The organism is Bacillus sp. ISL-77, from assembly GCF_018613105.1.
This window is the reverse complement of sequence record NZ_JAGGQY010000048.1, coordinates 22,199-44,528: the sequence shown is the minus strand read 5'-3', so window position 1 is coordinate 44,528 and position 22,330 is coordinate 22,199. Positions and strand designations below refer to the sequence as shown.

At 39.1% G+C, this 22,330-nt stretch carries 19 protein-coding genes and 1 pseudogene; 2 read left to right on the top strand and 18 right to left on the bottom strand.

What is annotated here, in order from left to right; translation table 11 throughout:
• Positions 1-270: 270 nt before the first annotated feature.
• Entirely contained in the window at positions 271-504 is a 234-nt protein-coding gene (locus J7E77_RS19925; RefSeq protein WP_214716649.1) for a DUF3892 domain-containing protein, read from the top strand.
• 405 nt (positions 505-909) lie between these two features.
• Here the strand turns inward: J7E77_RS19925 and J7E77_RS19920 are convergent, their stop codons facing one another.
• From J7E77_RS19920 to J7E77_RS19880, 9 genes are all read right to left on the bottom strand, one after another.
• Positions 910-1,272 carry a P-II family nitrogen regulator gene (locus tag J7E77_RS19920; RefSeq protein ID WP_214716648.1) on the bottom strand — a complete coding sequence of 121 codons (363 nt, stop codon included), beginning with the start codon at positions 1,270-1,272 and terminating at the stop codon, positions 910-912.
• Positions 1,273-1,293: 21 nt separating this feature from the next.
• On the bottom strand, positions 1,294-2,514 hold the full coding sequence (locus tag J7E77_RS19915; protein WP_214716647.1) for an ammonium transporter: 1,221 nt from the start codon (positions 2,512-2,514) through the stop codon (positions 1,294-1,296).
• Positions 2,515-2,948: 434 nt separating this feature from the next.
• Positions 2,949-3,470, bottom strand: a complete 522-nt coding sequence (locus tag J7E77_RS19910; RefSeq protein WP_214716646.1) for a hypothetical protein — start codon at positions 3,468-3,470, stop codon at positions 2,949-2,951.
• A gap of 197 nt (positions 3,471-3,667) precedes the next feature.
• Positions 3,668-5,008: a TrkH family potassium uptake protein gene (locus tag J7E77_RS19905; protein ID WP_214716645.1), complete on the bottom strand. Its 1,341-nt coding sequence runs from the start codon at positions 5,006-5,008 to the stop codon at positions 3,668-3,670.
• A gap of 180 nt (positions 5,009-5,188) precedes the next feature.
• Positions 5,189-6,766, bottom strand: coding sequence for a Na+/H+ antiporter (locus J7E77_RS19900; RefSeq protein WP_214716644.1), 1,578 nt, complete (start codon positions 6,764-6,766; stop codon positions 5,189-5,191).
• A gap of 500 nt (positions 6,767-7,266) precedes the next feature.
• The gene (locus J7E77_RS19895; RefSeq protein WP_214716643.1) at positions 7,267-7,680 is read right to left on the bottom strand and encodes a CBO0543 family protein; all 414 of its coding nucleotides are present in this window, start codon (positions 7,678-7,680) and stop codon (positions 7,267-7,269) included.
• A gap of 218 nt (positions 7,681-7,898) precedes the next feature.
• On the bottom strand, positions 7,899-9,002 hold the full coding sequence (locus tag J7E77_RS19890; protein WP_214716642.1) for a Ger(x)C family spore germination protein: 1,104 nt from the start codon (positions 9,000-9,002) through the stop codon (positions 7,899-7,901).
• A complete protein-coding gene (locus J7E77_RS19885; protein WP_214716641.1) occupies positions 8,999-10,099 on the bottom strand; it encodes a GerAB/ArcD/ProY family transporter in 1,101 nt (366 codons plus the stop codon). Before J7E77_RS19885 ends, J7E77_RS19890 begins: the two co-directional genes overlap by 4 nt.
• 4 nt (positions 10,100-10,103) lie before the next feature.
• Positions 10,104-11,651 (bottom strand): spore germination protein, encoded by a 1,548-nt coding sequence (locus J7E77_RS19880; protein ID WP_214716640.1) that lies wholly within the window; start codon positions 11,649-11,651, stop codon positions 10,104-10,106.
• A gap of 526 nt (positions 11,652-12,177) precedes the next feature.
• Between J7E77_RS19880 and J7E77_RS19875 the strand changes: the two genes are divergently transcribed.
• A complete protein-coding gene (locus J7E77_RS19875; RefSeq protein ID WP_374102992.1) occupies positions 12,178-12,594 on the top strand; it encodes an MFS transporter in 417 nt (138 codons plus the stop codon).
• Between the two features lie 633 nt (positions 12,595-13,227).
• Here J7E77_RS19875 and J7E77_RS19870 read toward each other — a convergent pair.
• The 9 genes and pseudogenes from J7E77_RS19870 to J7E77_RS19830 form a co-directional block, all read right to left on the bottom strand.
• A complete protein-coding gene (locus tag J7E77_RS19870) occupies positions 13,228-14,226 on the bottom strand; it encodes an NADP-dependent oxidoreductase (RefSeq protein WP_214716651.1) in 999 nt (332 codons plus the stop codon).
• Positions 14,227-14,846: 620 nt separating this feature from the next.
• Entirely contained in the window at positions 14,847-15,425 is a 579-nt protein-coding gene (locus J7E77_RS19865) for a TetR/AcrR family transcriptional regulator (protein WP_214716638.1), read from the bottom strand.
• 640 nt (positions 15,426-16,065) lie between these two features.
• A pseudogene (locus tag J7E77_RS19860) lies at positions 16,066-16,200 on the bottom strand (carboxymuconolactone decarboxylase family protein); the annotation flags it as partial.
• A 145-nt stretch (positions 16,201-16,345) separates the two neighbouring features.
• Complete coding sequence (locus tag J7E77_RS19855) at positions 16,346-17,116, bottom strand: 3-oxoacyl-ACP reductase (RefSeq protein ID WP_214716637.1); 771 nt, start codon at positions 17,114-17,116, stop codon at positions 16,346-16,348.
• A gap of 12 nt (positions 17,117-17,128) precedes the next feature.
• On the bottom strand, positions 17,129-18,148 hold the full coding sequence (locus J7E77_RS19850) for an ABC transporter substrate-binding protein (RefSeq protein WP_214716636.1): 1,020 nt from the start codon (positions 18,146-18,148) through the stop codon (positions 17,129-17,131).
• Entirely contained in the window at positions 18,145-18,900 is a 756-nt protein-coding gene (locus tag J7E77_RS19845) for an ABC transporter permease (protein WP_214716635.1), read from the bottom strand. The genes J7E77_RS19850 and J7E77_RS19845 overlap by 4 nt, the downstream gene beginning before the upstream one ends.
• Complete coding sequence (locus tag J7E77_RS19840) at positions 18,897-19,643, bottom strand: ABC transporter ATP-binding protein (protein ID WP_214716634.1); 747 nt, start codon at positions 19,641-19,643, stop codon at positions 18,897-18,899. The genes J7E77_RS19845 and J7E77_RS19840 overlap by 4 nt, the downstream gene beginning before the upstream one ends.
• 14 nt (positions 19,644-19,657) lie before the next feature.
• Entirely contained in the window at positions 19,658-21,106 is a 1,449-nt protein-coding gene (locus J7E77_RS19835) for an acyl-CoA reductase (protein WP_214716633.1), read from the bottom strand.
• On the bottom strand, positions 21,103-22,191 hold the full coding sequence (locus J7E77_RS19830; RefSeq protein WP_214716632.1) for a LuxE/PaaK family acyltransferase: 1,089 nt from the start codon (positions 22,189-22,191) through the stop codon (positions 21,103-21,105). The genes J7E77_RS19835 and J7E77_RS19830 overlap by 4 nt, the downstream gene beginning before the upstream one ends.
• Positions 22,192-22,330 lie beyond the last annotated feature (139 nt).

Sequence of the window (22,330 nt, the reverse complement as noted above, 5' to 3'; positions counted from 1 at the left end):
ATCTACAGGAATGCTAACCTGCTTTGTTAGTACAATAAGAAAAAGGAATTGCTACCGCGACCCCATTTTAAATTAATACACGCGTTATTGTAAATGAAACTATTCACAACTTATAAAAGCGTCCGCTACTACGAATTGATTACATTATAAAATAAGGTCCGCAATCATTGGGCTAAAGATTTACACAGCTAATCTTCGGCTGCAAGGTTCATAAAATATGAATTTTTTTATTTTTTTAAGTCATCCTACTTATATATAGGAGGCGAAATAATGGAAAAACGTCAAGAATCTGTCATCGCCGTCCGTAAGAATGGAGATGACGATATTATTGAATTAAAGTTGTCAAACGGTCAAGTTGTTGATTACAAAGAAGCACAACAGATGGCAAAAAGTGGGATGATTGTAAACGTCAATGTTTTCAAGGGTGGCGATGGAGAGGAACATCTTCGGAGCAATCCGGACGGTGATCCGACCAACAACCTTGATAATCTCCCTCAGTTCTGACGGAAATATTAAAAATGAGTCTTTTAGTAACGGGTTCTGTTATGAAGTACAAAATTCCAATTAGCGGTTAAAATCACGGGAGAATTAACAATTAGGATTAACAAGAAAATTAACAAAATAATCGGCATATAAAAATATGCTCAGGGCATATAAACTCTGAGCATTTTTCTATATTTTGGCTTATTGAATTATAGCACCCGATAGTTTAAGTACAAATATTTCACAATCTTGTTGCCGGAGCCTCTTCCACATAATTTCCATTTTTTTATAAGGGATATAGTTATTAGACCGTCATTTTTATTTACTTACCAATTATCCAAAAGAAATTATTGATCAAACTAGACTACACCTTTAATACAATAAATAAAGCCGCCTAATATGGCGGCTGTCGGTAAGTAGAAATTACTATTTAGTGTTTTGTAGTGCATCATAACCTTCTTCACCAGTGCGTATTTTAATAACATTGGCGATTTCATATACAAAAATTTTCCCGTCACCTGGCTGTCCGGTATTTAACACTTTTCGTGCCGTATCAATTACTAACTGTACAGGAACCTTGCAAACCACGATTTCAACCTTTATCCGTTCGTACATATTAACATCGAATTTCCTGCCCCGGTATGTTTCGGTATACCCTTTTTGAAAACCTGCACCCAGAGCATGGGTTACTGTAATTCCACTCACTTCGATTTGAGCCAGGGCTTGTTTCAATTCTTCAAATTTTGTTGGACGTGTAATAATTTCAATTTTTGTTAGAACTTCGCTCATACGATCACCCTTTTAGGAAAATTATGCTTCGTGATAGGCTTTTTCTCCATGCAGTGTAATATCTAATCCGAGAGATTCTTCATGTTCATTTGCCCGGACAGGGACGAAGACTTTTACAACTTTAATAATTATATATGATACTATCCCAACAAATAGATATGTTGCAACAATTGCAATTAACTGCTTTAATACTAAGCTTGGATCTCCATAAAATAATCCATCTGCTCCGGCTGCATTCACGGATTTTGTGGCAAACAAACCAGTCGCAATTCCACCCCATGTTCCGCCGATTCCATGCAATCCAAACGCATCTAGAGCATCATCATATCCGAATTTTTCTTTTACCCAGAAGACTCCCCAATAACAAATCGAACCTCCAAGGAATCCAATAAGAATAGCGGAAGCCGGTGTAACAAATCCTGCAGAAGGGGTGATCGCAACAAGTCCTGCCACTGCACCTGAGATAGCTCCAAGCATCGTAGGTTTTTTATTTATCAGCCATTCTATTACTAACCAGCCAATGATTCCAGCTGCAGCTGCCGTATTCGTATTGATAAATGCGTACATCGCCACATCATTAAGGGTTAAAGCACTCCCAACATTAAAGCCAAACCATCCAAACCAGACTAAGGCTCCTCCCAAAATTGTAAGTGGCAGGTTGTGAGGAGTCGTGGTGACAGCATCTTTTCTTTTCCCAAGAACGATCGCAAGCACCAGTCCGGTAACACCGGATGTAATATGCACGACGTTTCCTCCGGCAAAATCGAGTGCTCCGAGATTACGAATCCATCCTCCTACTCCCCAAACCCAGTGGGCTACAGGAGAGTATACCAAAATGGACCATATGACTGTGAAGATAGCAAATGCAGAGAAACGCATACGCTCTGCGAAGGCACCTGAAATAAGCGCTGCCGTTAAAACGGCAAAGGTTAGCTGGTACATCATAAACAGATTATGAGGAATTGTTGCACTGTAATCATTATTAGGTTTAAAGGTTACACCTTTTAATCCCACCCAATCGAGACCACCAATAAATGGATTTCCATGCGTTGAAAAAGCAAGTGAATAACCAAATAGAATCCAAATAATAGAAACAATTGCAATTGAGCCAAAGCTGTACATCGCAGTGCTTAACACGTTTTTACTTTTTACCATTCCTCCATAAAAAAGAGCAATTCCGGGTGTCATAATCCAAACGAGAATCGTTGATAAAAACATAAATACTGTATCCGCCATCTGCATGTTTTTCATCTCCTTAGTAAAATCTTTATGTCAGGTTTTATAACATGTCTTTGTTAATAAAGATATCATATTACACAACCTCTTAATTTTCAACAAAATTTTTAGATAATTCTCATTGTTAAATTCATACATGCTAGGTTATGTAACATTGACAGTAATATTCAGGAACCGAACAATGCATCTGATTGTTAACCCAGTGTATTAATTGAGTGGACCAAATGTTTTTTTAGACAAATGGGGGATCTTTTTTATTCTCTTCATTACCATTCCCACAAATTTTACATACCTGTTCCATATGCCACACTCCTAAATTACATTTATATTGATATTTTTTCCTATCCCCTCCTTTTTAATCGTTTATATCAATAACATCTATTAATAATAAAAAAGCCCAATGAATAAATCATTGAACTTTTGCATTAATTAATATGGTATCAATCCTTTAAATGAAACGGAACAGTTGAAACCACCACATCTTTTCTATTCAAAAGTATTAAACGGATACGAAATGCTGATTGATTGTGTAAAAGACGGTGCCACCACTTATGGGTAATAAATTCAGGTAATAGCACCGTTAATTTCTTCTCATGTTTATAATGGTGGTCAATCCGCTCTATAAATTCAATTAATGGCTTAACTAATGTTCGATAACGTGAGGTAACTACAAATAATCGAACATCTGGATTCCATTCTTCCCTTCTTTCTTCCATTTTTTTAGCATCTTCAGAAGAAAAGGCTACATAAAAAGCTACAACATTTGGAGTAAGTGATTTTGCATATGAAATTGTCGAGACAACCACCTTATGAATACCGGCAACAGGTATAATTATTATTGTATCGGTACTTTGAATAGGCTCGGCTAAATCAAATTTTAATTGTTTGCCTACACTGTCGTAATGTTTACTAATTTTTGTAATTCCCATAACATTATAGGAGTTATAACAACAACAATTCAAGCGCCTTCTTCAAATTTGGTAATACTGAATATAATTACAACAAAGAAAGTTACTACGGCACCTATTCCATTAATAATTGCTTTCCTTTGCTATCCTTGTGATTTATCTCTACGCCATTTCAAGACAAGACCTATTTGTGCCATCATAACTTTGTTTTGTCATTTTTTAACATTCGCCCCAAAAGAAATAATTTTCATCTAGCCAATTAATATTTTTTCTTCTGCATATCTTACCTTGGCTTCTTTTCGTGTATTCAAAAGTGCAAAAGCCATGGTTAAAGGTCCTAGTCTTCCAATAAACATCATAAGAGTAATCAATAATCTTCCTACTGGCGATAGATCAGCTGTTAAACCTGCTGATAACCCAACCGTACCAAAGGCAGAAATGGTTTCGAAGAGAATTAAACTCATGTCTGCATCTTCTGTATATGCCAATAAGAAGAAAATCGTAAAAATAAAGATAATAGCAGCAACGACGATCGATAGTGCTTTATTAACCAATCGCCATGAAATTCTTCTTTTAAAAATATTCACATCGTCTCGATTTGAAATCACAGTCCAAAAGGCAAAAATGATAATAGCATAGGTAGTTACTTTAATCCCCCCACCAGTAGAACCGGATGATGCTCCGATAAACATTAATGCCATCATAAACACAAGAGATGATGTGGTCATTTGGGTAATATCAATCGTATTAAAACCTGCAGTACGCGGGACGACTCCTTGGAAATAGGATGCCCACAGTTTATCTCCTAACGGAAAGTTTCCGATGGTCGCAGGATTATTAAATTCTGTGCTCAATATCACTAAAAACCCTACAATATTTAAGATAAGAGACATCAATAAAGCAACTTTAGAATGCAAGGATAATTTGCATAAAGATTTTTTATAGAAAAGATCGAGAATGACAGTAAATCCAATACCACCTGTAATAAAAAGGAGTGTAATTACAATGTTTACTGTTGGATCGCCTACCCATTTACTTAAACTATCAGGTTCAAGTCCAAAACCAGCATTATTAAAAGCGGAAATAGAATGAAAAATGCCGTAGTATATGGCTTTCTTCCAAGGCATCTCAAAAGACCAGTTTATCGCCAAAATGATTGCACCAAGCAGCTCAACAATAAAAGTAATGAGAATGATCCGCTTCACTAGGTTGACTACTCCTGAAAGAGAAAATACATTTAATGAATCTTGCAATAACAAACGTTCCTTTAATCCAATCTTTTTTCCTAAGATTATAAACATAAATGTTCCCGTGGTCATAAACCCCCAACCGCCAATTTGAATTAAACATAGAAGAACAATTTCTCCAAATAAAGTAAAGGTTGTTCCCGTATCCACAACAGCCAGCCCTGTAACACAGACAGCAGACGTTGCCTCAAATAAAGCATCGATGAAGTTAAGTCCACGTCCCTCTTCATAGGTAGCAATTGGCAGCATAAAAAAAAAAGTCCCCAATAATATTAGACTACCGAAACCCAAAACAAGGATTTGGGCAGGATGCTTTTGGTTTCTTTTTAGAATAAAAATTATCATGCCAAAAACAATACATAGAAATTCTCTTTTTAGGATTCGCCCTACTGTAATTGTTTATGAATGTAAAATAGAAAACTAAACATTAAACTAAAAATAAAGGCGATGTCTTCTCCAAGCATCGCACATTACTATTATCTATTTCTTCTTCTAGATAATATAACATGAGAATATTTTTAATTATTAATGTAAATCTTCTAATTTCACTAGTTGGTCAGTAATTTGATTGTATTCGTGCTCAGCTACTTCGTTAGAGATAATTTCTTCTTTGTTCAGTTTTTCGATGGCTTCGTGTTGTGCGTATAATGCGTGTTTTTGTAAGATGGTTTGTTCTTTTTCTTTTAGTCCTGGATACTTCTCAAAAAGTTTCTCTATTTTGTTCTGCAATGCAGTTAGTTCTTGTTCATATTGTGTAATGATCTCTTTGGCTGCGGTTTCCGTAATTAATAATTTTTTTCTAACTGTTTGTATTTCCGTTATGGCTGTTTCAAATCGGTGTCCCCTAGCTATTATTTCTTCATATTCCTTAAATGCTTCTTCTTTTCTATTAACCCCTAAGAGGGATAATAGCGGTTTTATAGATAGTCCTTGAACCACCAATGAGAACAATACCACACTAAAAGCTATAATCAAGATTTCCTCCCGTCCCGTAAAATCACGAGGAAGACTTAAAACAAGAGCAATGGATAAAGACCCCTTAAGACCTCCCCAGTTGATAACGTGCTTCCAGGAAGTTGGAAAATTCTTGGTAAATAATAGACTTGCATAGACTGCAATACTTCTTGCAATAAGCACAATCAATAAGGCAAAAAATACTAAGCTCCATTTGTCCGCTAAGTTAATGTTGGTTATTTCCAATCCTACCATTAGAAATACGATTGAATTGGCTAGCAGTGCAGTAACTTCCCAAAAATTATTAATATTTAACTTCGTCGTCGGACTCATGCCAATTTTTGCTCCGTAATTTCCAAAAATCAGGGCAGCAACAACAACAGCAATGACACCAGAGGCATGAACCGCTTCAGCTAGTAAGAATGAACCGTAAAATAAAATAATACTAAAGATAATTTCTAACGGATAATCGTCGAAGTATTTGGTTAATTGTGAGAACGCATAACCAAGTGCACCACCAATGATGAGCCCAAATGTGATTACCTTAATAAATTCCCATAATCCATAGCCAACACCTACAACTCCAAGGTCAAGATATATAAGTAAATAAAAAGCGGAAATTTTAAAAAGGACAACCGCAAGTCCATCATTAAATAAACTTTCTCCTTCAATAACAGTTGCCAGCCTTTTATTTACCCCGACACTTTTAAAAATTGATATAACGCTTACAGGATCAGTAGCACTCATTAAAGCAGCAAAAACAAACGCTGTAGGAATCGAAAAACCTAAAAGCCATATCGTAGAAAAACCGACAATGAGAAAGGATAAAAGAGTTGCTCCAAAAGCTAGAGCTAGAATGGGTTCTTTATTCTCCTTTAAATGGGAAAAAGGCAGCTTTAAAGCCGCTTCACCTAATAAAGCAGGCAAGAACAGCGTAATGATGACAAAGTTGAAAACTTCACCTTCTGTAATCAAACCCTTTAATGGCTCTAAAGCAGGAATGTTTACAAGACCAATAATAGTCCCAACAATTACCAATGCAATTGGGTAAGGTTGCTTTAATTTTTTGGCGATGGCAGTAATACCAGCTGCAATCATAACTAATATAAGTCCAAGTTCGAAAATATGGTGTAGCTCTAGGTCATTCACTTTTTATAAAACCTCCTTTTAAGTTCCTAGTATTCCTTATGAGAGTATTTCGTATCATCAATTTTTCGATTTAAACAAAATAAATAGCACCATTCTTACAATTGATGGTGCCTGTCTTTATAAATGCTTAACAGTACGGTTTTTGGTTGTTTTTTAAATAAAAAACTGTAGCTTATTCCACTAACCTGCCCCGTTAGCACAATAAGAAAAAGCCACCAAGGATGGCAGCTGATTGTTCAACTCAAGCACCCGTTACTTTAAGTACAATTCTTCACAAACTCAATATCTATAAACAAGAAAATGCATTACCCTTGGAGTAATGCATCAAAAAGTAAGAAAGATTGAATTTTACTATTTTTACCCACCTATTTCACGCCATTATAAAATTTAATTAATAGGTTCAAAATTTTTCAATTTACTAAGGCGATGGCTTATTAAGTAAATAACAAAGTAAATGGGGAAAGAATAAAATTCATTCCAATTAGTTGAGACATAAAGACCTAACCATTTAAAAAGGGCTCTCCAATGAATGCGCTTCCTACTGCAAAAATTCCTCCTTTAAGAATAGGAGATACATGCGGCTTAAGTTGAATAAGAAACATAATTGAGACAGGTATAAGCACAAAATCCCAAGGAACGTAAGAAGGAATAGTTGGAAAAACTTTCCCCGTATAATACCACTTTCCATATTGCACTCCTAAAAAATCAAGCCATGAAGAAACAAGTGCAGCAAAACAACCAACAAATAAAAGACGGTTTGTACTCTCTTTCTTACGAAACTTGACCCATATGAGTAAAGGTATGATTGTAAAAGCCAGTGATACAAAAAAATCCCAATGTAAAAAGGTATTTTTTAACCAATAATCAAAATAACCCCTTCTTGCTTCGGTAACTTTATTATGAAATTCCCCCATCTTATTTATTTTTTCTGGATCTTGTAAAGTTTTATAATCCCAGGCTAATTACCATTCCATTGGAATTTTTAATCTTTTGTGGTTGGAATTAGAAAATCTATTTTCCTTTGTTCTATTAGTTGAAAACGAGTAAGATGCACCATAACCAAAAAGCTATCCTTTATGTAATCATTCACAAAAAGAATAGCCTTTTTTAAATAGAACATCATTGGCCCGTGTTACTTAATCGTTCCCATCCCGCCAATGGTTACACGTACTTTGACGTTTACATCAGCCTTCGAAAAGGCTTTCCCCCATTGATTTTGGACTTTTTTCCACTCTGGATACGTATAGGCTCTTGCATAAATCCCAAATCCAAACGGGTCAATGGAGGCGGTTTGCGTTTTCTTTATTAAGCGCTCGAAATCTGCTTGCAGTTTCGTTTCTATACTCTTTTGCAGTTTCGCTGTGTCCTTCCTTACATTGAATGGAAAAAGCCGTTCTGTAATGGCAATTCTCATTCTTACGTCTGTGTCAAAAATAAAATGACCGTCATACCTTACCTTTGTTTTTACCTTGACGTTCGGCGTACTAAAGCTGATCCAATGTTTATCCCGTCCATTCGATTCCAAAGGGACTGAAATGGTAAATGGGAAATCACCTTTTGTTTTATTCTGCAGGATGCGTAATAATTTGTTTTCATGTGGTTTTATGCTTAACTTATATCTGCTCTGTTCATCTAGCAGAGCCGTGCCGGTCAACATGATTTTGTGGTCTTTTTTCATTTCGGTGATGCTTGCTGTCATCCCTTTTTCCGTCGTTTGCTCATGAAATTCTTGAATGGTGGTTTTTACAGTGACATTTCTTCTGTATGCCGTATCCACTAAATTTGCCAAATACAAAGGTAGACGCGGCTTGTCTTTTGGCCTAAAAAAAATGACGTCCGAAACAGGCCCATCTACGGAGACAACTCGTGTGGTTACCGTATTTTTGGGGTCCCGATAAAAGGGATCGATATAATTGATCCAATTTTTTCGTTTAAGCAGCTTTTTTCCGATTAAGATTAATTGCGTTTTGCTTCCCGATGTCAAAGCCATTACCGTCATATCAAAAAGTTCCCTGGAATTTCGAATCGTAACAGCTTTCACTTCGACTTTCTCCTCTTTTACCTTTGCTTCTTTATTAAACACCGGACTGGACATGTACACCACTAAATGATCATCCTCATCCAGGTCTAAACCTAGTATAAGTGACAGAGTGACATCTTCAACATTTATTTGGTCCACGCATCCGGTCATCATCATAGCCAAGAGCGATAGGCAAAGTAGTATCTTCCTTTTCAATGGCTTACCCTCCGACGGAACTTTTCATATATCCAGCTATAGATCCATAAAAAGGGAGGAGCTATGAATGCCAATTGCAGCCCTCCTTTGGCAACCATTAGCTGCCACTTTTCCGATTCAATCCAAGTAGGATCACGCCAAAAGACCAATCCAATAATGATCAATAATAAAATAATGACGTGCTGGCTGTGATCCTGTTTTCCCAGCAATTGACTAGAACAAAAGGCAGTAATGAATACACAAGGTATCCAGGCTGTGGAAACAACAATCAGATAAACAGCCAATAAAACCATGTCAAAACGCTCCAAAAAACGAAATTCAATTAGTTTAAGCAAATTCAGGACGGGTTGATTAAATTCGATAATCCCATCGGGACTAAAATAGGCAAAGCAGGCAATCGTCACTAAAACATAAAACAACATCGTTAAGGTGTTCGCAATCGTGATTCCGAGAACCGCATGCTGCTTTTTTTGCAAAAAGGGGTACAGGAAGAACGCGACTTCAAATCCCAAAAAGGAAAAAACAGTGGTCGGCACAGCGGATAATACTGGTCTCCACCCTTCTTTAAGCACCGGAAGAAAGTGCAGCCAATTTCCGTCCCTTAGCGGTATCAGGAAAAACAAAGGAATCCAAATGACCATGTAAAAAGACAGCTCGGAGTATCTTGCTAAAACGCGAACCCCGTTACGGGCTACAAAAAAAGTAGGAACCGAAAATAACAGTAAAATGATATAATTAGGGGTTTTAGGCAGGAACCATGCTTTGATATATAGACTGCCATTCACAAGAATGGCCCAAGCGTAAAAAGCAAAGTACACCATGTAAACGATGACGACTGCTTTTCCCACAATTTTTCCGAATAAACGGATAAGAATTTCGATAAGGGTTTCATCAGGATATTTTTCGCACGTTTTAACCAAAAAAATGCTGGCAGCGGCAGAGAAAAACCAGCCAATCAGGATAGCGATCCACCCGTCGGTACCTGCTTTTTCCGCAAGTATACGTGGGAGGGATAGGACCCCAGTTCCCACCTGTGTTCCATTAATCAAAAAAATATATTGCATGAGAGTGATTTCGTTATAGGCATATTTTTTCATCGTTTCACCTTTTAGTGCGATTTCTCCCTTGTCGAATAGTTGGAATAGCTCCTGTGCCTTTAGGGCGGCTTTTCATTGTCCATAAAGGGAAGCGCAGAAACGCATCCTTCATATCGGCAAATCGGAAAGGAGCCAGAGGAGTTCCATAAGGCGTGCCTAGTGATTCAAGACTAATCAGGTGGCCGACTATGGTCATCCATCCGATGACAATCCCTACAATTCCAAACATGGCAGCGGATAGCATCATAGGAAATCTTAACAGTCTGATGGATGAACTCATATCATAATTAGGGATGTTATAAGAAGCGATGGCTGTAACGGCAACGACTATGATCATAATGTTGCTGACAATTCCCACCTGCACAGCCGCCTGGCCAATGATAATGCCGCCAACAATGCCAATGGTCTGACCGATTGGAGTCGGCAGCCTTAATGCAGCTTCCCTCATCAATTCCAGGATCATTTCCATAATCACAGCTTCCATTACGGGTGGGAACGGAACTTGAATCCTTGATTCTGCAATCGTAAGCAAAAGCTCCATCGGGATGACTTCAAAATTATAGGAAATAAAGGCAACGTAAGTGGCAGGCAAAAATAAGGCAATCATAAAGGCTATAAAACGCATGACTCGGATAAAGGAAGAAACTAACCAACGGGTACCGTAATCATCCACAGCCTGAAAAAAGGACATAAAGTTTGCCGGAGCAATCAATACGTTCGGAGAATGATCCATAATAATCACAAATCTTCCCTGAAGAATATGGGATACAGCTGTATCTGGTCTTTCCGTCAACATCATTTGCGGAAACGGTGAATAGGGATTATCTTCAATGAACTCGATAAGTTCGCCGGTATTAATGACCGCGTCTACTGTAATATTTTGAATCCGCGTTTCCAGTTCTCTTAGTACGTCTTTAGAAGCTACATCTCTCAAATATAAAAGGGAAACCTTTGTTTTCCCTCGAATACCGACGGTCATCTCTTTTAAGATTAATTCCTGATGGGGAATATACCTGCGGATTAGGGCAATATTTTGACTCCCTGTTTCTACAAATCCTTGATTAGCACCTTTTAGAGATATTTCATTTTGAGGATTATTAGGCTGTCTTTGCGGCCACCCTTTTGTATCTAATTGATAACCGGTGATTTGCCCGTTTATCAATAAAACGCTATCTCCTCCTAGAATCGCATTTTCGATTTGCCCCCACGTATAGACCATTTCGATTTCTCCTATTGTGACTGGCAGTTCCTTATTAGGATCGAAGGAACTATGCATCAATGGCTTTAGAACATAATTATGGATTGCATCTTTATCCGTCAAACCGGACAAGTACGCCAAAGCGGCCTCCGTTTTACTCGGGGCGATGAGAAAGCGACGAATCACTAAATCCGGTGCTTGAGAAAATAGCAGTTGGAGATTCTCTGTATTTTGGGATAAATCAGAGTCCAGGACATCATCTTCCATATTTTTTTTCTGAAGATTAGAATTATAGCTTGTGTGATGGAACCGAGAAGAGCGCTTTCCTCTTAAAAACTTCAGAAAATAAAACATCAACTCCGTCCCTTTCTGCATTTGCTATAAATTATGTTTTTAGTATGCCTTGTCTAAGGAAAAATATTCTAATCCTTCCCCTGATTCATCATTCAAGAACAACAGTGAGCAGTTGACAAGTCTACTATTTTAAACCGCAAACAGAACAGCTATTGGTTTTATTCTAACCATCAATTAGAAGCATGGTTTGTCTGATAAGAGAGAAATAAAAGGCTTATATGACTATTTAACTATCTCTTCAAAACTATATATTGGATTAAATTTTCTTCCTTATTTCGGCATAAAAATACCCCTACAATGATAGACAGTATCGGCTTTTTTTTTTACCGTGTCTACACTAGAGGATATATCACGGAGACAGCTCCAAACTGTAACTCTTGCACCCGTTACTTTAAGTTATCATGAACGAAACTAGCTCCTTACTCGTAACACCGTAGGTTAATTTGGTTACACTGTTTACTGGAAAAACAAACCAAATCAGAGCTACATTACGAAAGGAGCTAGCTATTATGAAGGATACCATTAAATATGTAGGTTTAGACGTTTCAAAGGAAAAAATTGCAGTATTTTTGGGCAGTTATTGTTATTAAGTGCCTCAATCTTATTTGCTTGGTTCTCTTCTGCAAATCCCTATTTTATCCTTTCCATTTATATGTTTGCTAGCGTTGGCTTTACGGCAATTTCTTCGAGTATTTCGAACGAGATAACAAGGATCTTGCCAATCAATCAAATTGGTTCGGGGATAGGAATCGTCCAATTAATGCAATTTTTCGGTGCGGGTCTCGGAGTGACTATTTCTGGATTACTCATAACCATTCAAGAAGGTTTATCTTTGGAAATGGTTTATCGAAATATTTTTATATGCTTCTCGATTGTTAACATTATGACTGGTTTCATATACGGCTTCTATCTTCGTAAAGCTAGGTTAAAGGAGCAAAGTTAAATTCTTCATCGCTTGAATAGAAATAGGACGTCCATAATAGGTTTCCACCACTCTTAAAAGGGATTTTAATAATGATACTTTAAGTTTCTGTTAATAAATTAAGCTACTTGCTAAAAAAGGTTCAAATTCAGATAAAAGGGGGCATTTATTTGTTGGTTAAAGGTAATAAAGTAATATTTGAGTCAAAAATTTATGTAATTCATTGGATATACGATAGCGGTTACTCCGAAATTAAAAATGATAATCATATTAAGTTAGTTAAACTTTCAGACCTTACTACACAATAATAAGCTTTTATCCCTGATTTGGGATTCATCCAGCACTCTTCCAAGGGGTGCTGTTTTATTTCCAAAGAAGGTCAATAAAATAATTTTTTCTGTTGTGATCCATTTCATATTGAACTAACCTCACCCGGTAGTGGAACAAGAAAAAGAGCTGCCGCAGCAACCCTTTTTTACACTAAAGCCACCGTTAACTATTTTTTCACAAACTTATACATTTTGGTTTTATTCATTACTCGAATGCTTCCCCGTTTGCGACATAAATAAAAAGCTACCCTATTGGCAGCTAGATCTATAAAAGGAAAGCACTTTATAGTTTAACAAGAGTTCTTCCACGTACTTAAATTTTAGATTAGAAGGTTAAAATAACTTTGCCTTGTGAGTGTCCAGTAGAAACTTTTATTAATGCTTTGTTAATGTCATTAAAATTATAAATTGAATCAATAGAGGGCGTGATATTTTCTTTTTCAACAAGATTAGTGATTCTTTGTAATTGACTGCCATTGGCGTGTACGAATAAAAAGTGATATTCATTTTTATGTTTACGTGCTAAAAAATCTACACGAGCACCCACTAAACCAAACAATAATTTTTTCCACATTGGAAAATTATTGTCAACCGCAAACCGATAATTAGGTACGGCTTTTAATGATACTAACTTTCCTTGAGGTTTTAAGATACCAAGTTCTGCTTTTATCTCTTTTGCTCCCAAGGTGTCGATAACATAATCTATATCAGATAAAATGTTGGCATAGTTTTCCTCATGATAATTTATGAATCTATCAGCGCCAATCGACAGTGTACGTGATCTACCTCTTTCACTGCCGCTTGTTATAACATATAACCCCATTGATTTGGCGATGGGGATTGCCATAGCACCAAAGCCACCAGTTCCTCCAGGGATAAATAACTTTTTGTTAGGCTGAGCATTGAGTACGTCATTTAATGCTTGATAAGCAGTCAAAGCTGTGAGAGGAACAGCGGCTGCTTCAATAAAGGATAGATTTTTAGGCATTAAGGCTATAGCATCTTCATTGACGACCGCATATTCAGCAAAAGCTCCAATTTGATTAACTGGCAACCTCGTATAAATGTGGTCACCAACGTGGAAGTTCTCAACATCTTTTCCAACAGCCTCAATAACGCCAGATAGTTCATTTCCTAAAGTTAATGGTAAATCATAATCAGATATCATTCGAATACTTCCATTTAAAATAAGGATATCTAATGGATTAACACCTGCTGCTTTTACTTTAACGAGTACCTCCCGGCTATTAATTTCTGGTATTTTAACATCATTCAATTCCACTTGAACTTCTTTTGAATATTTCTGCATTTGAGCAGCTCTCATTTTTTCATCCTCTTCCTTTACAATGTTTTGGTGGCTTTTCATGAAATGCAATCTCTAGCGTTGAATGTAGGTGACTCAAAACAAAAACCAGTGCTTGAAGGGTATAGCCCAAGAATGCACTAAACGCCTGCAAATACACGTAATTCATGCGTCAAGCACTGATTTTCAGGTTGAGCCAAAAAACGGCACAAACTTTTATTATATTAATTACCAAGACAGCTGTTTCCCACAATTTCTTTTTCTGATGAAAGAATGGCGTACAATTTTTCAGTTGTACGCCATTCTTCATTCTATAAGCTATACTTACCCCTCTTGATCCCTTCATGGAAAGAGCTTTAAGTAAGACAAGACTCATCTACGAGAACGACCATTCTAAAAAACACAAAAGAATGATCCCTTCATGGAGAGAGCTTAAGCAAGGAAAGACTCATATACGAGAACGATCATTCTAAAAAACACAAAAGAATGATCCCTTCATGGAGAGAGCTTAAGCAAGGAAAGACTCATATACGAGAACGATCATTCTAAAAAATGCATAAGCAATGATATATTCTTAGGAGTAAGCTTTACTACAGCTCAGACTTACTCATATAGGAACTATAATTCTAAGAATAAAATAATTATTTATCTAAAAGTTTTATGGATAAATTGGCTATACGGTGTAGTTTTTCTTTGGGAATGGAGGTTCTTGTCATTACCCTTAACCCAACACAAACAGTATGCAGATGTTCCGCCAGTTCGCCGGCATCGTAATCTGAGGTAAATTCTCCCTCCTCCTGCCCCCACAGAATAATATCCTTGAATAGCTGCTCTGATAGTGTGAACGATTCAGTGGACTTTGAATCCACATCGGCATCGCGCATTGCCAATTCCACCGCCGAATTCACCATTAAACAGCCTGAAGGCGAGTTCTCTTCACCATTTATCATGAAACTAAAAATAAACTGAAGAGCCTCCGCTGCAGTCTTGGATCGTTTAACTTCTCCCGTAAGCTCAGCACTGACTTTATCGCGAAATCGATCCATTGCTTTCAAAAACAGCGTATGTTTGTCGCCAAATGTGTCATACAAACTTCTGCGATGGATTCCCATATACTCGACCAGATCGGTCAAGGATGTCTTCTCATAACCTTGTGCCCAAAAGAGCTTCATCGCCTTGTCTAATACTACGTTCTCTTCGAATTCTTTACTTCTTGCCATACTATTTTCCTCCTCCCATCGTCAATATAACATATTGAGAACGATCGGTAAAGAAAATAAATCCTTTCCACATAAATGCTTGTTATAAAAAGAATACCTAGTAAAATGATTAAAAAATCGTTTTGAGATCTCCCCAACGTTATCGAGGAAAAAATGACAAATACGACATAAATAGGCAGGACGATATGATACATTAAACGAAAAAACATAAGTTTCTCTCCAATTCACTTATCTAATGGTTATCCAACTCATTATACACAATTTTCCGTTCAAAAAACCTCACTCTTAGCGTACCTTTACAAATAAAAAAGACTGTCCTGTTGTGTTTAAGGACGGTCTAAGAAACAAAGTTATTCGCTATTAAATCCCAGGAGTAATATTAAATCCCCTTCCGAGATATATGACCAGTTTTTAAGAAGCAATATTTGGATGAATCTTTTAAAAAATGGTTTGATGGTCCCGAAGATCCCAACTATGTGTTTCTCGAAATTAAACCTGAAACGGTCCGCATTCTGAATCTAGATGGCGAACCACCACAAGAATTTACCCTATAGTTGGTCATAAAAAAACACTATGGGAAGATACTTGTCAGCTTAAAGGTGACTTGTACTTGTCATAGCGTTTTTTTAACTTACTTCCATTACTGCTTCAGCTGATTTAATTCTAGTATACATTCTTGGACAAGAGTAACTGCCTGGCTCATTGCCGCCCCACCGCCAAAGGCAGCAGTCACTCCGATTGCTTCAAGTATTTCTTGCTCCGAGCAACCTTGATCCTGTATTAATGTTTTTACATAATCTTCCTATAAACGTACTAATAGCAAAAGAGTGAGTCCTTATCTGACAGTAATGACACTTTATACGACAGTAACAACGGCCTATCCGACACTACACACTGCCCCATCCGATACTAATATCTCCTTATCCCATCACAAGGCCGCCATCGACAAACAATGTTTGTCCGGTCATAAATTGACTCCATTCGGAGGCCAGAAACATAACAGGTCCTGCAATATCTTCAGGAGCCGCAAGTCGTCGCAGAGGTGTTTGTGCTATAATCATTTCCTTAACTTCTTCTTTCGTATGTTTACTGGCATCTGTTGGGTAAACAAGTCCCGGCGCAACACAATTGACCCTGATTCCAAAAGAACCAAGCTCCACCGCCAAATTGCGGGTGTAGCCCGTCAGTGCGGTTTTCGCCGTATTATATTCGTGATAGGGAACAATTGGTCTTACCACTAGGTTGCTGGTCACATTGATGATGCTGCCCTGGCTTTGTTTTTTCATCACAGGAAGTACAGCCTGACACACATAATGGGTTGATCTTAATGCTCCATCAAGCTGGGCTTGATAGTCCTCCCATTTAACCTCCCAGGCCAGCTTCCGCTGATCCGGATCAAAGACATACGGTTTGAAAGCATTGTTTACGACAACGTCTATTTTTCCTGCTTCCAATACAACTTGGTCGATCATTTGATTAACAGCCGTTTCGGAAGTGACATCTGCCTGGATGGCCCAGGCATCCCCCCCTAGTTCGATACAAGCGGATGCCACTTGTTCAGCGGCCGTATGATTTTGCAGATAATTAACGATGACAAAGGCCCCTTCCTTTGCAAAGGCACGGGCAATGGCAGCACCGATGCCGCGGCTGGCTCCTGTAACAAGTACGGTCTTTCCTTCAAACTTTTTCATTTTCGGCCTCCATTACTTCTTTGGAATCAATTCCTCCGTCACGACCTCCTCCAATTTAAGTCGGTTTTGGATTAATCCCAATTTCTGATAGGTATCTGCCCCTTGCTGTAGGACATTGACATCCATAGTCCCTAAACCTTTTTCATTCGTTTCTTCAGAAACACTTGAAGCATTTCGCAATTTAATAATTTGTAAATTCTGTTGTTCATCTTTTCCATCAATTGCATACTTCATCGCTAGAGAGGCGGCTTCTTCTGGATTTTCAATCATCCACTCGGCACTATTGCGATAAGCCTCTAAAAACTTTTTCAGCTCGTCTTTCTTCTCTTGATATGTTTTTTCTGTAACCACAAATACGTCACTTGGAACATTTAAATAATCTTTTACATCCATGACATTGACGTCACCCAAACCTTTTTGTTTGCCAATCACCAAGCCCGTATCAGTTGCGGCTGTGGCATCCACCTGCCCCTGCATTAACGGAGCAAAATTCAACAGACCAGTTTCGACAATTTTGACATCTTTTTCAGATAGACCGACCTGATGTAAAAGAACGAGTAAATTTTGACGGGTTCCGCTTGTTAAGCTATATACCCCAATGGTTTTCCCTTTTAAATCTTCCGGTTTGGTAATGTTTTTTTCCTTCAGTGATACGATATTGAACACATTTTGCGGATAGATATTATAAATTACACGCAGCTTTTCACCTTTATCCAGTGCAAAGAACAGGGATCCCGGGTCTGTAAACGCAATATCTGCCTGGCCCGAGAGAATATTCTTGATCGCATCTCCGCCGCCGGCGCCAGGAATCACCTCCACTTTTAATCCTTTATCCTTATAAAAACCTTTTTTCTCATCCACTAATAAATTGGTTTGCTCGGTAATCGGCTTGCTCCAGTTGGCTACACGAATCGTTTTCAGCTGTTTTTCGCCAGATGCCTTGCTAGTTTTTTCTTGCTCCTTTGTCCCGCATGCTGCTGTAAATGCTAAAACACATGCCAATAAAATTGTTAAAATAACTTTTGTTTTCATTTTTCTGTCTCCTTTATATAGCGTCTTACCCATTTCTTTTCCAGTAAATATACAACCTGATAAAGCACCATTCCGATAATGGTTAATAAGATCAATACAGCAAACATCAATGGTGTATCCATCATTCCCTGGGAAGCAATAATCAACGCACCCAACCCGTCACTGCCGCCAACGAATTCTCCTACCACGGCTCCAACGATGGCTAATACCACGGCTACGCGAAAACCGGCAAGAATTCCTGGCAGTCCGGCCGGTATCTTTAAATGGACTAAGGTTTGCCAGCGGCTCGCCCCAAGCATTCGAAACAGTTCCTGCTTCTGCATATCTGTATACTGAATGGACGTGACGGTGTTTTCCAATAACGGAAAAAAACAAATCAATGCCGTAATCACAACCTTGGAGGTCATGCCAAAACCAAACCAAAGAATAAATAATGGCACCAGCGCCAGTTTGGGAACAGCTTGACTGGCAATCACATAGGGAGCCAGGAGCTTTCTAAAAAACTCCACTTCTCCCATGAGAATCCCAGTAATAAAACCAAATAAGCCCCCAAAGAACAGGCCGAGCAGCACCTCTTCTAGCGTCCGAACGATATGCGGCCAAAAATAACCGCTTTTCATCCCCTCCACAAGAGTGGCGAAAATGACAGAAGGAGCCGGCAAGACAAGCTCTGACATGGAACCTGCTGCCATTTCCCATCCCAGAAGCAAAAGAACAAATAGACTGATAGAATAAATCGGCATTTTCTTCATGTGTATACCCCGCCCATTACTTGACGAACCTTAAAACAAAGCTCGTTAAAATACGGCTCATATCTCATGTTCATCGTCCGCGGCTTTGGAAGCTGGACCTCTGTGTTATAAATAATTTTTCCCTCCGCCATGACGGCGATCCGGTCGGAGAGATAAACTGCTTCCGAAATGTCATGCGTGATAAACAGAACGGTTGTTTGATGCAGTTGGCAAAGCTTTAAAAGGTCGTCTTGAAGCTCTTCTCTGGTAATCGCGTCCAGCGCCGCAAAGGGTTCATCCAAAAACAGCATCGACGGCTTTTGAATTAGCGCCCTGGCAATGGCTACACGGCTTTGTTGCCCTCCTGATAATTGCGTAGGGTATCTATCGAGATAGGCCTCTAGTCCAACAAGTCCCAATAATTCTATAGCATTCCGGCGATCCTCCGCTGTTACCCTTCGTTTCAGGGAAACAGGGAGCAGAACATTGTCGATCACCGTTTTCCATTCCAATAATGTCGGTGATTGAAAAACAAATCCGCATTGTTCGGATGGCTTTACCACTTCGGTTCCATTTAGTGAAATCATTCCCTCATCCGAACGAAGCAAGCCGGCTGCAAGCTTCAACAACGTCGTCTTCCCGCAACCGCTTTTCCCCAGCAAGCTATGAAACTCCCCTTGGTTAATGCTCCAGTTTACCTGGTTGATGACTGGTTCTTTTCCTTGGTACCTGTATGTCACATCTTGGATTGTCAAAAAACTCATCGTTTACCTCCTAATCAATCAACATAAGGAGCAAATTTTTCACAAAATTCTTCAGCGGATGCCTCAATATCCACCATTTGTATCAAGTCAAGCAAATTAAAACGGCCGTCGTGATGCCAGCCGGCTTCCGGAGAGGTCATGGCTCCCAATGCCGTCATCCTCGTTACTCCAATTTTCCCCAATAAGCCGCCCCATTGAAAAAGCTCTTTCGGGCTGGCGGCAATACCGGCTGTTTGGAGATAGGAGCGATAGGGTGCGATAACGGGAATTAAATCTTCTATTCTATCAAATGCGATTACTTTTACCACTCGGTTTAAACAGCTTGGGTGGAAGCTGGTCTCTTCTTCGTAAACAACTGTCCATTCATTCTCTCCATATCCTAGCACTTCTTTTTTGGGTTGCGAGAATATACTCATTTCTTCTTTTTGCCGCCACGAAGCGAGTGCAGCCGACTCTTCTATTGAAAGCTTTCGTCTCGGATACCTTTTTGCAAAGTTGTCCAGTTCATGGGCCAAAAAGCCTACAAACTCCTTTGGCGAAACCTTTCCTCCATTTTGAACATAAAAGGTCTGCGGGGAATAACAGCCCTGCTGGTCATAACGAACCACATCAATTGCGGCCTGATGGGCGGATTGTACCGCTTTCCGCGAATCCAGACTCGAGCAAGAAACCACTCCAAAGCTGATTTTGTGGCCAAAGGGCAGGAAACGGGTGGTAATTGGAATCCGGCTTTTTAATGCCTCCAACGACTCGTTTCCACCATATCCAACGGCCACATCGGTTAGTCCAAAAACAGACCTCTCCCTTTCTTCGTCTCCTCCTTTCCACCAAACGACGGCAAAGCAATCTGCCAATTTTGGTTCTACCTCGACCATCAAGTTGGCAAACCAACCGGCAAAAAGAGGTTCGGCACTTGAGACCTTTCCGATATTCCCTGCTTTGACTAGCAAACCGGAAATAAAGCTCCATAATGGAAGTGCCGGAACATTTCCCGCCCAAATATGGGTAATAAGATCGGGTCCAACTGCCTGGGAAAAGCCGCCTTTTACCCGGGGCTGAAATTCATCAAGCAATAACGGATTCCCTAAATCTTCGACAAGAAACCGCTGCAGCTCATGTTTCCGAAAGGTTTTTAAATAAGAGGTAAGTCCAAGACGAATGACCTCTTCATCATAGCCCGTTACGATGGGTAGAAGCGTTTCTGCTTTTTGGCGATAGACCGATCGCCTGTCTAGTAATCTCTCAATTACTTGGTCGATGATATTGACGATTTCAACAACCGTAAAGGACTTTAATGCTTCCGCACTTGCCTTTTTGACTTTTTCAATGACTTTTTTTAGCTGTTCCGTCGTAAGGTGCGGGATTTCTACCTCTAGGCTTCCCTTTCTTCCTTGAAAAAGAAAAACCTTCTTGTCAAATTCCTCTTCGCCTATATCCGGGAGATAGCCTGCCACCTCTATCATTCCTCTGCCCCCTTGGCTGCCTTTAAAAAATCCTCAACAGCGATCGAGCAGCCCTTGGCTTCCGTTCCCTGCACACGTCCTAATAATAGAAAACCGTTGTCTACCTCTACCCCTAAATCTTCTGTTAAAATGGTCGTAACTGAGTTAAAGTTAGCCAGGTCACAGTGAACTAGAACACCTCGTTCACCCGTTGGGACCTCTTCACCCGTTAAAGGGTTGATCACTCTTGTGCGAATCCAGTGCGGGCCGGACTTAACCGATGGAAATAATTGATTCCCATTGTCATAAAATTGCGTGCTCAGCTCTGTCATCCCATACATATTGAGGCAATCTGACCGGTCTACACCTAAGTAAGTTGACAGCAGCTGATAAAATTCATCCAATTCCAATTCCTTTGATTGATTTTTGAACCCGCCAGTATCTAAGATTCTGCTTCCTTTTGGCAAGGAGAAGGTTCGCCCAAGGCGTTCGAGTTCCTCAAGCATGTGAACCAAGCTAAAACTTGCTCCTATGAGGGCATAGGGATCCCCTGTTTTCTCGGCATGCTCCAATTCTTTTAGCAAGCGTTCGAAGTCGATACCATTGTTGGTGATCAAATAGTGGCTATCCTCTGTGCCAAACTCCTTTACGGCCAGAGCCAAGTAATGAGCTAGTGACGAGTTGGGCATTTCTGTTTCGGTAGGAAAAAGGACGCACATTCGGATTTTTTCCGTGTCCTTCATCACTCTTTGTTTAAAATTAAGAATCATAGATTGGTCATAAATATGTAGGGTCGGATGATAATGCTTGCCCCGGATCCCTTTTGTGGTACCACTTGTCATAAAAACGGCCTTAGCGTCTTCAGGAGGGGTACAGCTTAATGTTACCTCTTTAAAGGCATTGATCGGGACGGCCGGAATATCCCGCCATGACTTCACCACTCTTGGTGTCTTTCCTTTTTGCATACAAAAAGTCCGATATGGAAGGTTGTATTGATATTGATAAGAAAATAATCTCAAGGCTTGTTCATTAAACGCTTCTTCTAAGGTAGAATCATGTTGCATCCATTTAAGAAGGTTTTGGATAATATCATGCTGCTGATTCATCTTCATTCAAATCCTTTCATAAATAAAAAGCACTTTGCGTGAGCAAAGTGCATAATAGTTCGTCGTCACTCTCCCTACGCTGGCATTACCCAACAGGTTCATTCGGTCTACGACAGAATAGCCGTACTCTCAGCCTGAT

Coding starts and splice junctions, on each gene's coding strand:
- J7E77_RS19915 (WP_214716647.1), bottom strand. CDS start 2,514: ATGCAGATGGCGGATACAGTATTTATGTTTTTATCAACGATTCTCGTT.
- J7E77_RS19850 (WP_214716636.1), bottom strand. CDS start 18,148: ATGAAAACAAAAGTTATTTTAACAATTTTATTGGCATGTGTTTTAGCA.
- J7E77_RS19855 (WP_214716637.1), bottom strand. CDS start 17,116: ATGAAAAAGTTTGAAGGAAAGACCGTACTTGTTACAGGAGCCAGCCGC.
- J7E77_RS19895 (WP_214716643.1), bottom strand. CDS start 7,680: ATGGGGGAATTTCATAATAAAGTTACCGAAGCAAGAAGGGGTTATTTT.
- J7E77_RS19920 (WP_214716648.1), bottom strand. CDS start 1,272: ATGAGCGAAGTTCTAACAAAAATTGAAATTATTACACGTCCAACAAAA.
- J7E77_RS19925 (WP_214716649.1), top strand. CDS start 271: ATGGAAAAACGTCAAGAATCTGTCATCGCCGTCCGTAAGAATGGAGAT.
- J7E77_RS19865 (WP_214716638.1), bottom strand. CDS start 15,425: ATGGCAAGAAGTAAAGAATTCGAAGAGAACGTAGTATTAGACAAGGCG.
- J7E77_RS19870 (WP_214716651.1), bottom strand. CDS start 14,226: ATGAGAGCTGCTCAAATGCAGAAATATTCAAAAGAAGTTCAAGTGGAA.
- J7E77_RS19905 (WP_214716645.1), bottom strand. CDS start 5,008: ATGATAATTTTTATTCTAAAAAGAAACCAAAAGCATCCTGCCCAAATC.
- J7E77_RS19885 (WP_214716641.1), bottom strand. CDS start 10,099: ATGAAAAAATATGCCTATAACGAAATCACTCTCATGCAATATATTTTT.
- J7E77_RS19880 (WP_214716640.1), bottom strand. CDS start 11,651: ATGTTTTATTTTCTGAAGTTTTTAAGAGGAAAGCGCTCTTCTCGGTTC.
- J7E77_RS19840 (WP_214716634.1), bottom strand. CDS start 19,643: ATGAGTTTTTTGACAATCCAAGATGTGACATACAGGTACCAAGGAAAA.
- J7E77_RS19830 (WP_214716632.1), bottom strand. CDS start 22,191: ATGAATCAGCAGCATGATATTATCCAAAACCTTCTTAAATGGATGCAA.
- J7E77_RS19835 (WP_214716633.1), bottom strand. CDS start 21,106: ATGATAGAGGTGGCAGGCTATCTCCCGGATATAGGCGAAGAGGAATTT.
- J7E77_RS19845 (WP_214716635.1), bottom strand. CDS start 18,900: ATGAAGAAAATGCCGATTTATTCTATCAGTCTATTTGTTCTTTTGCTT.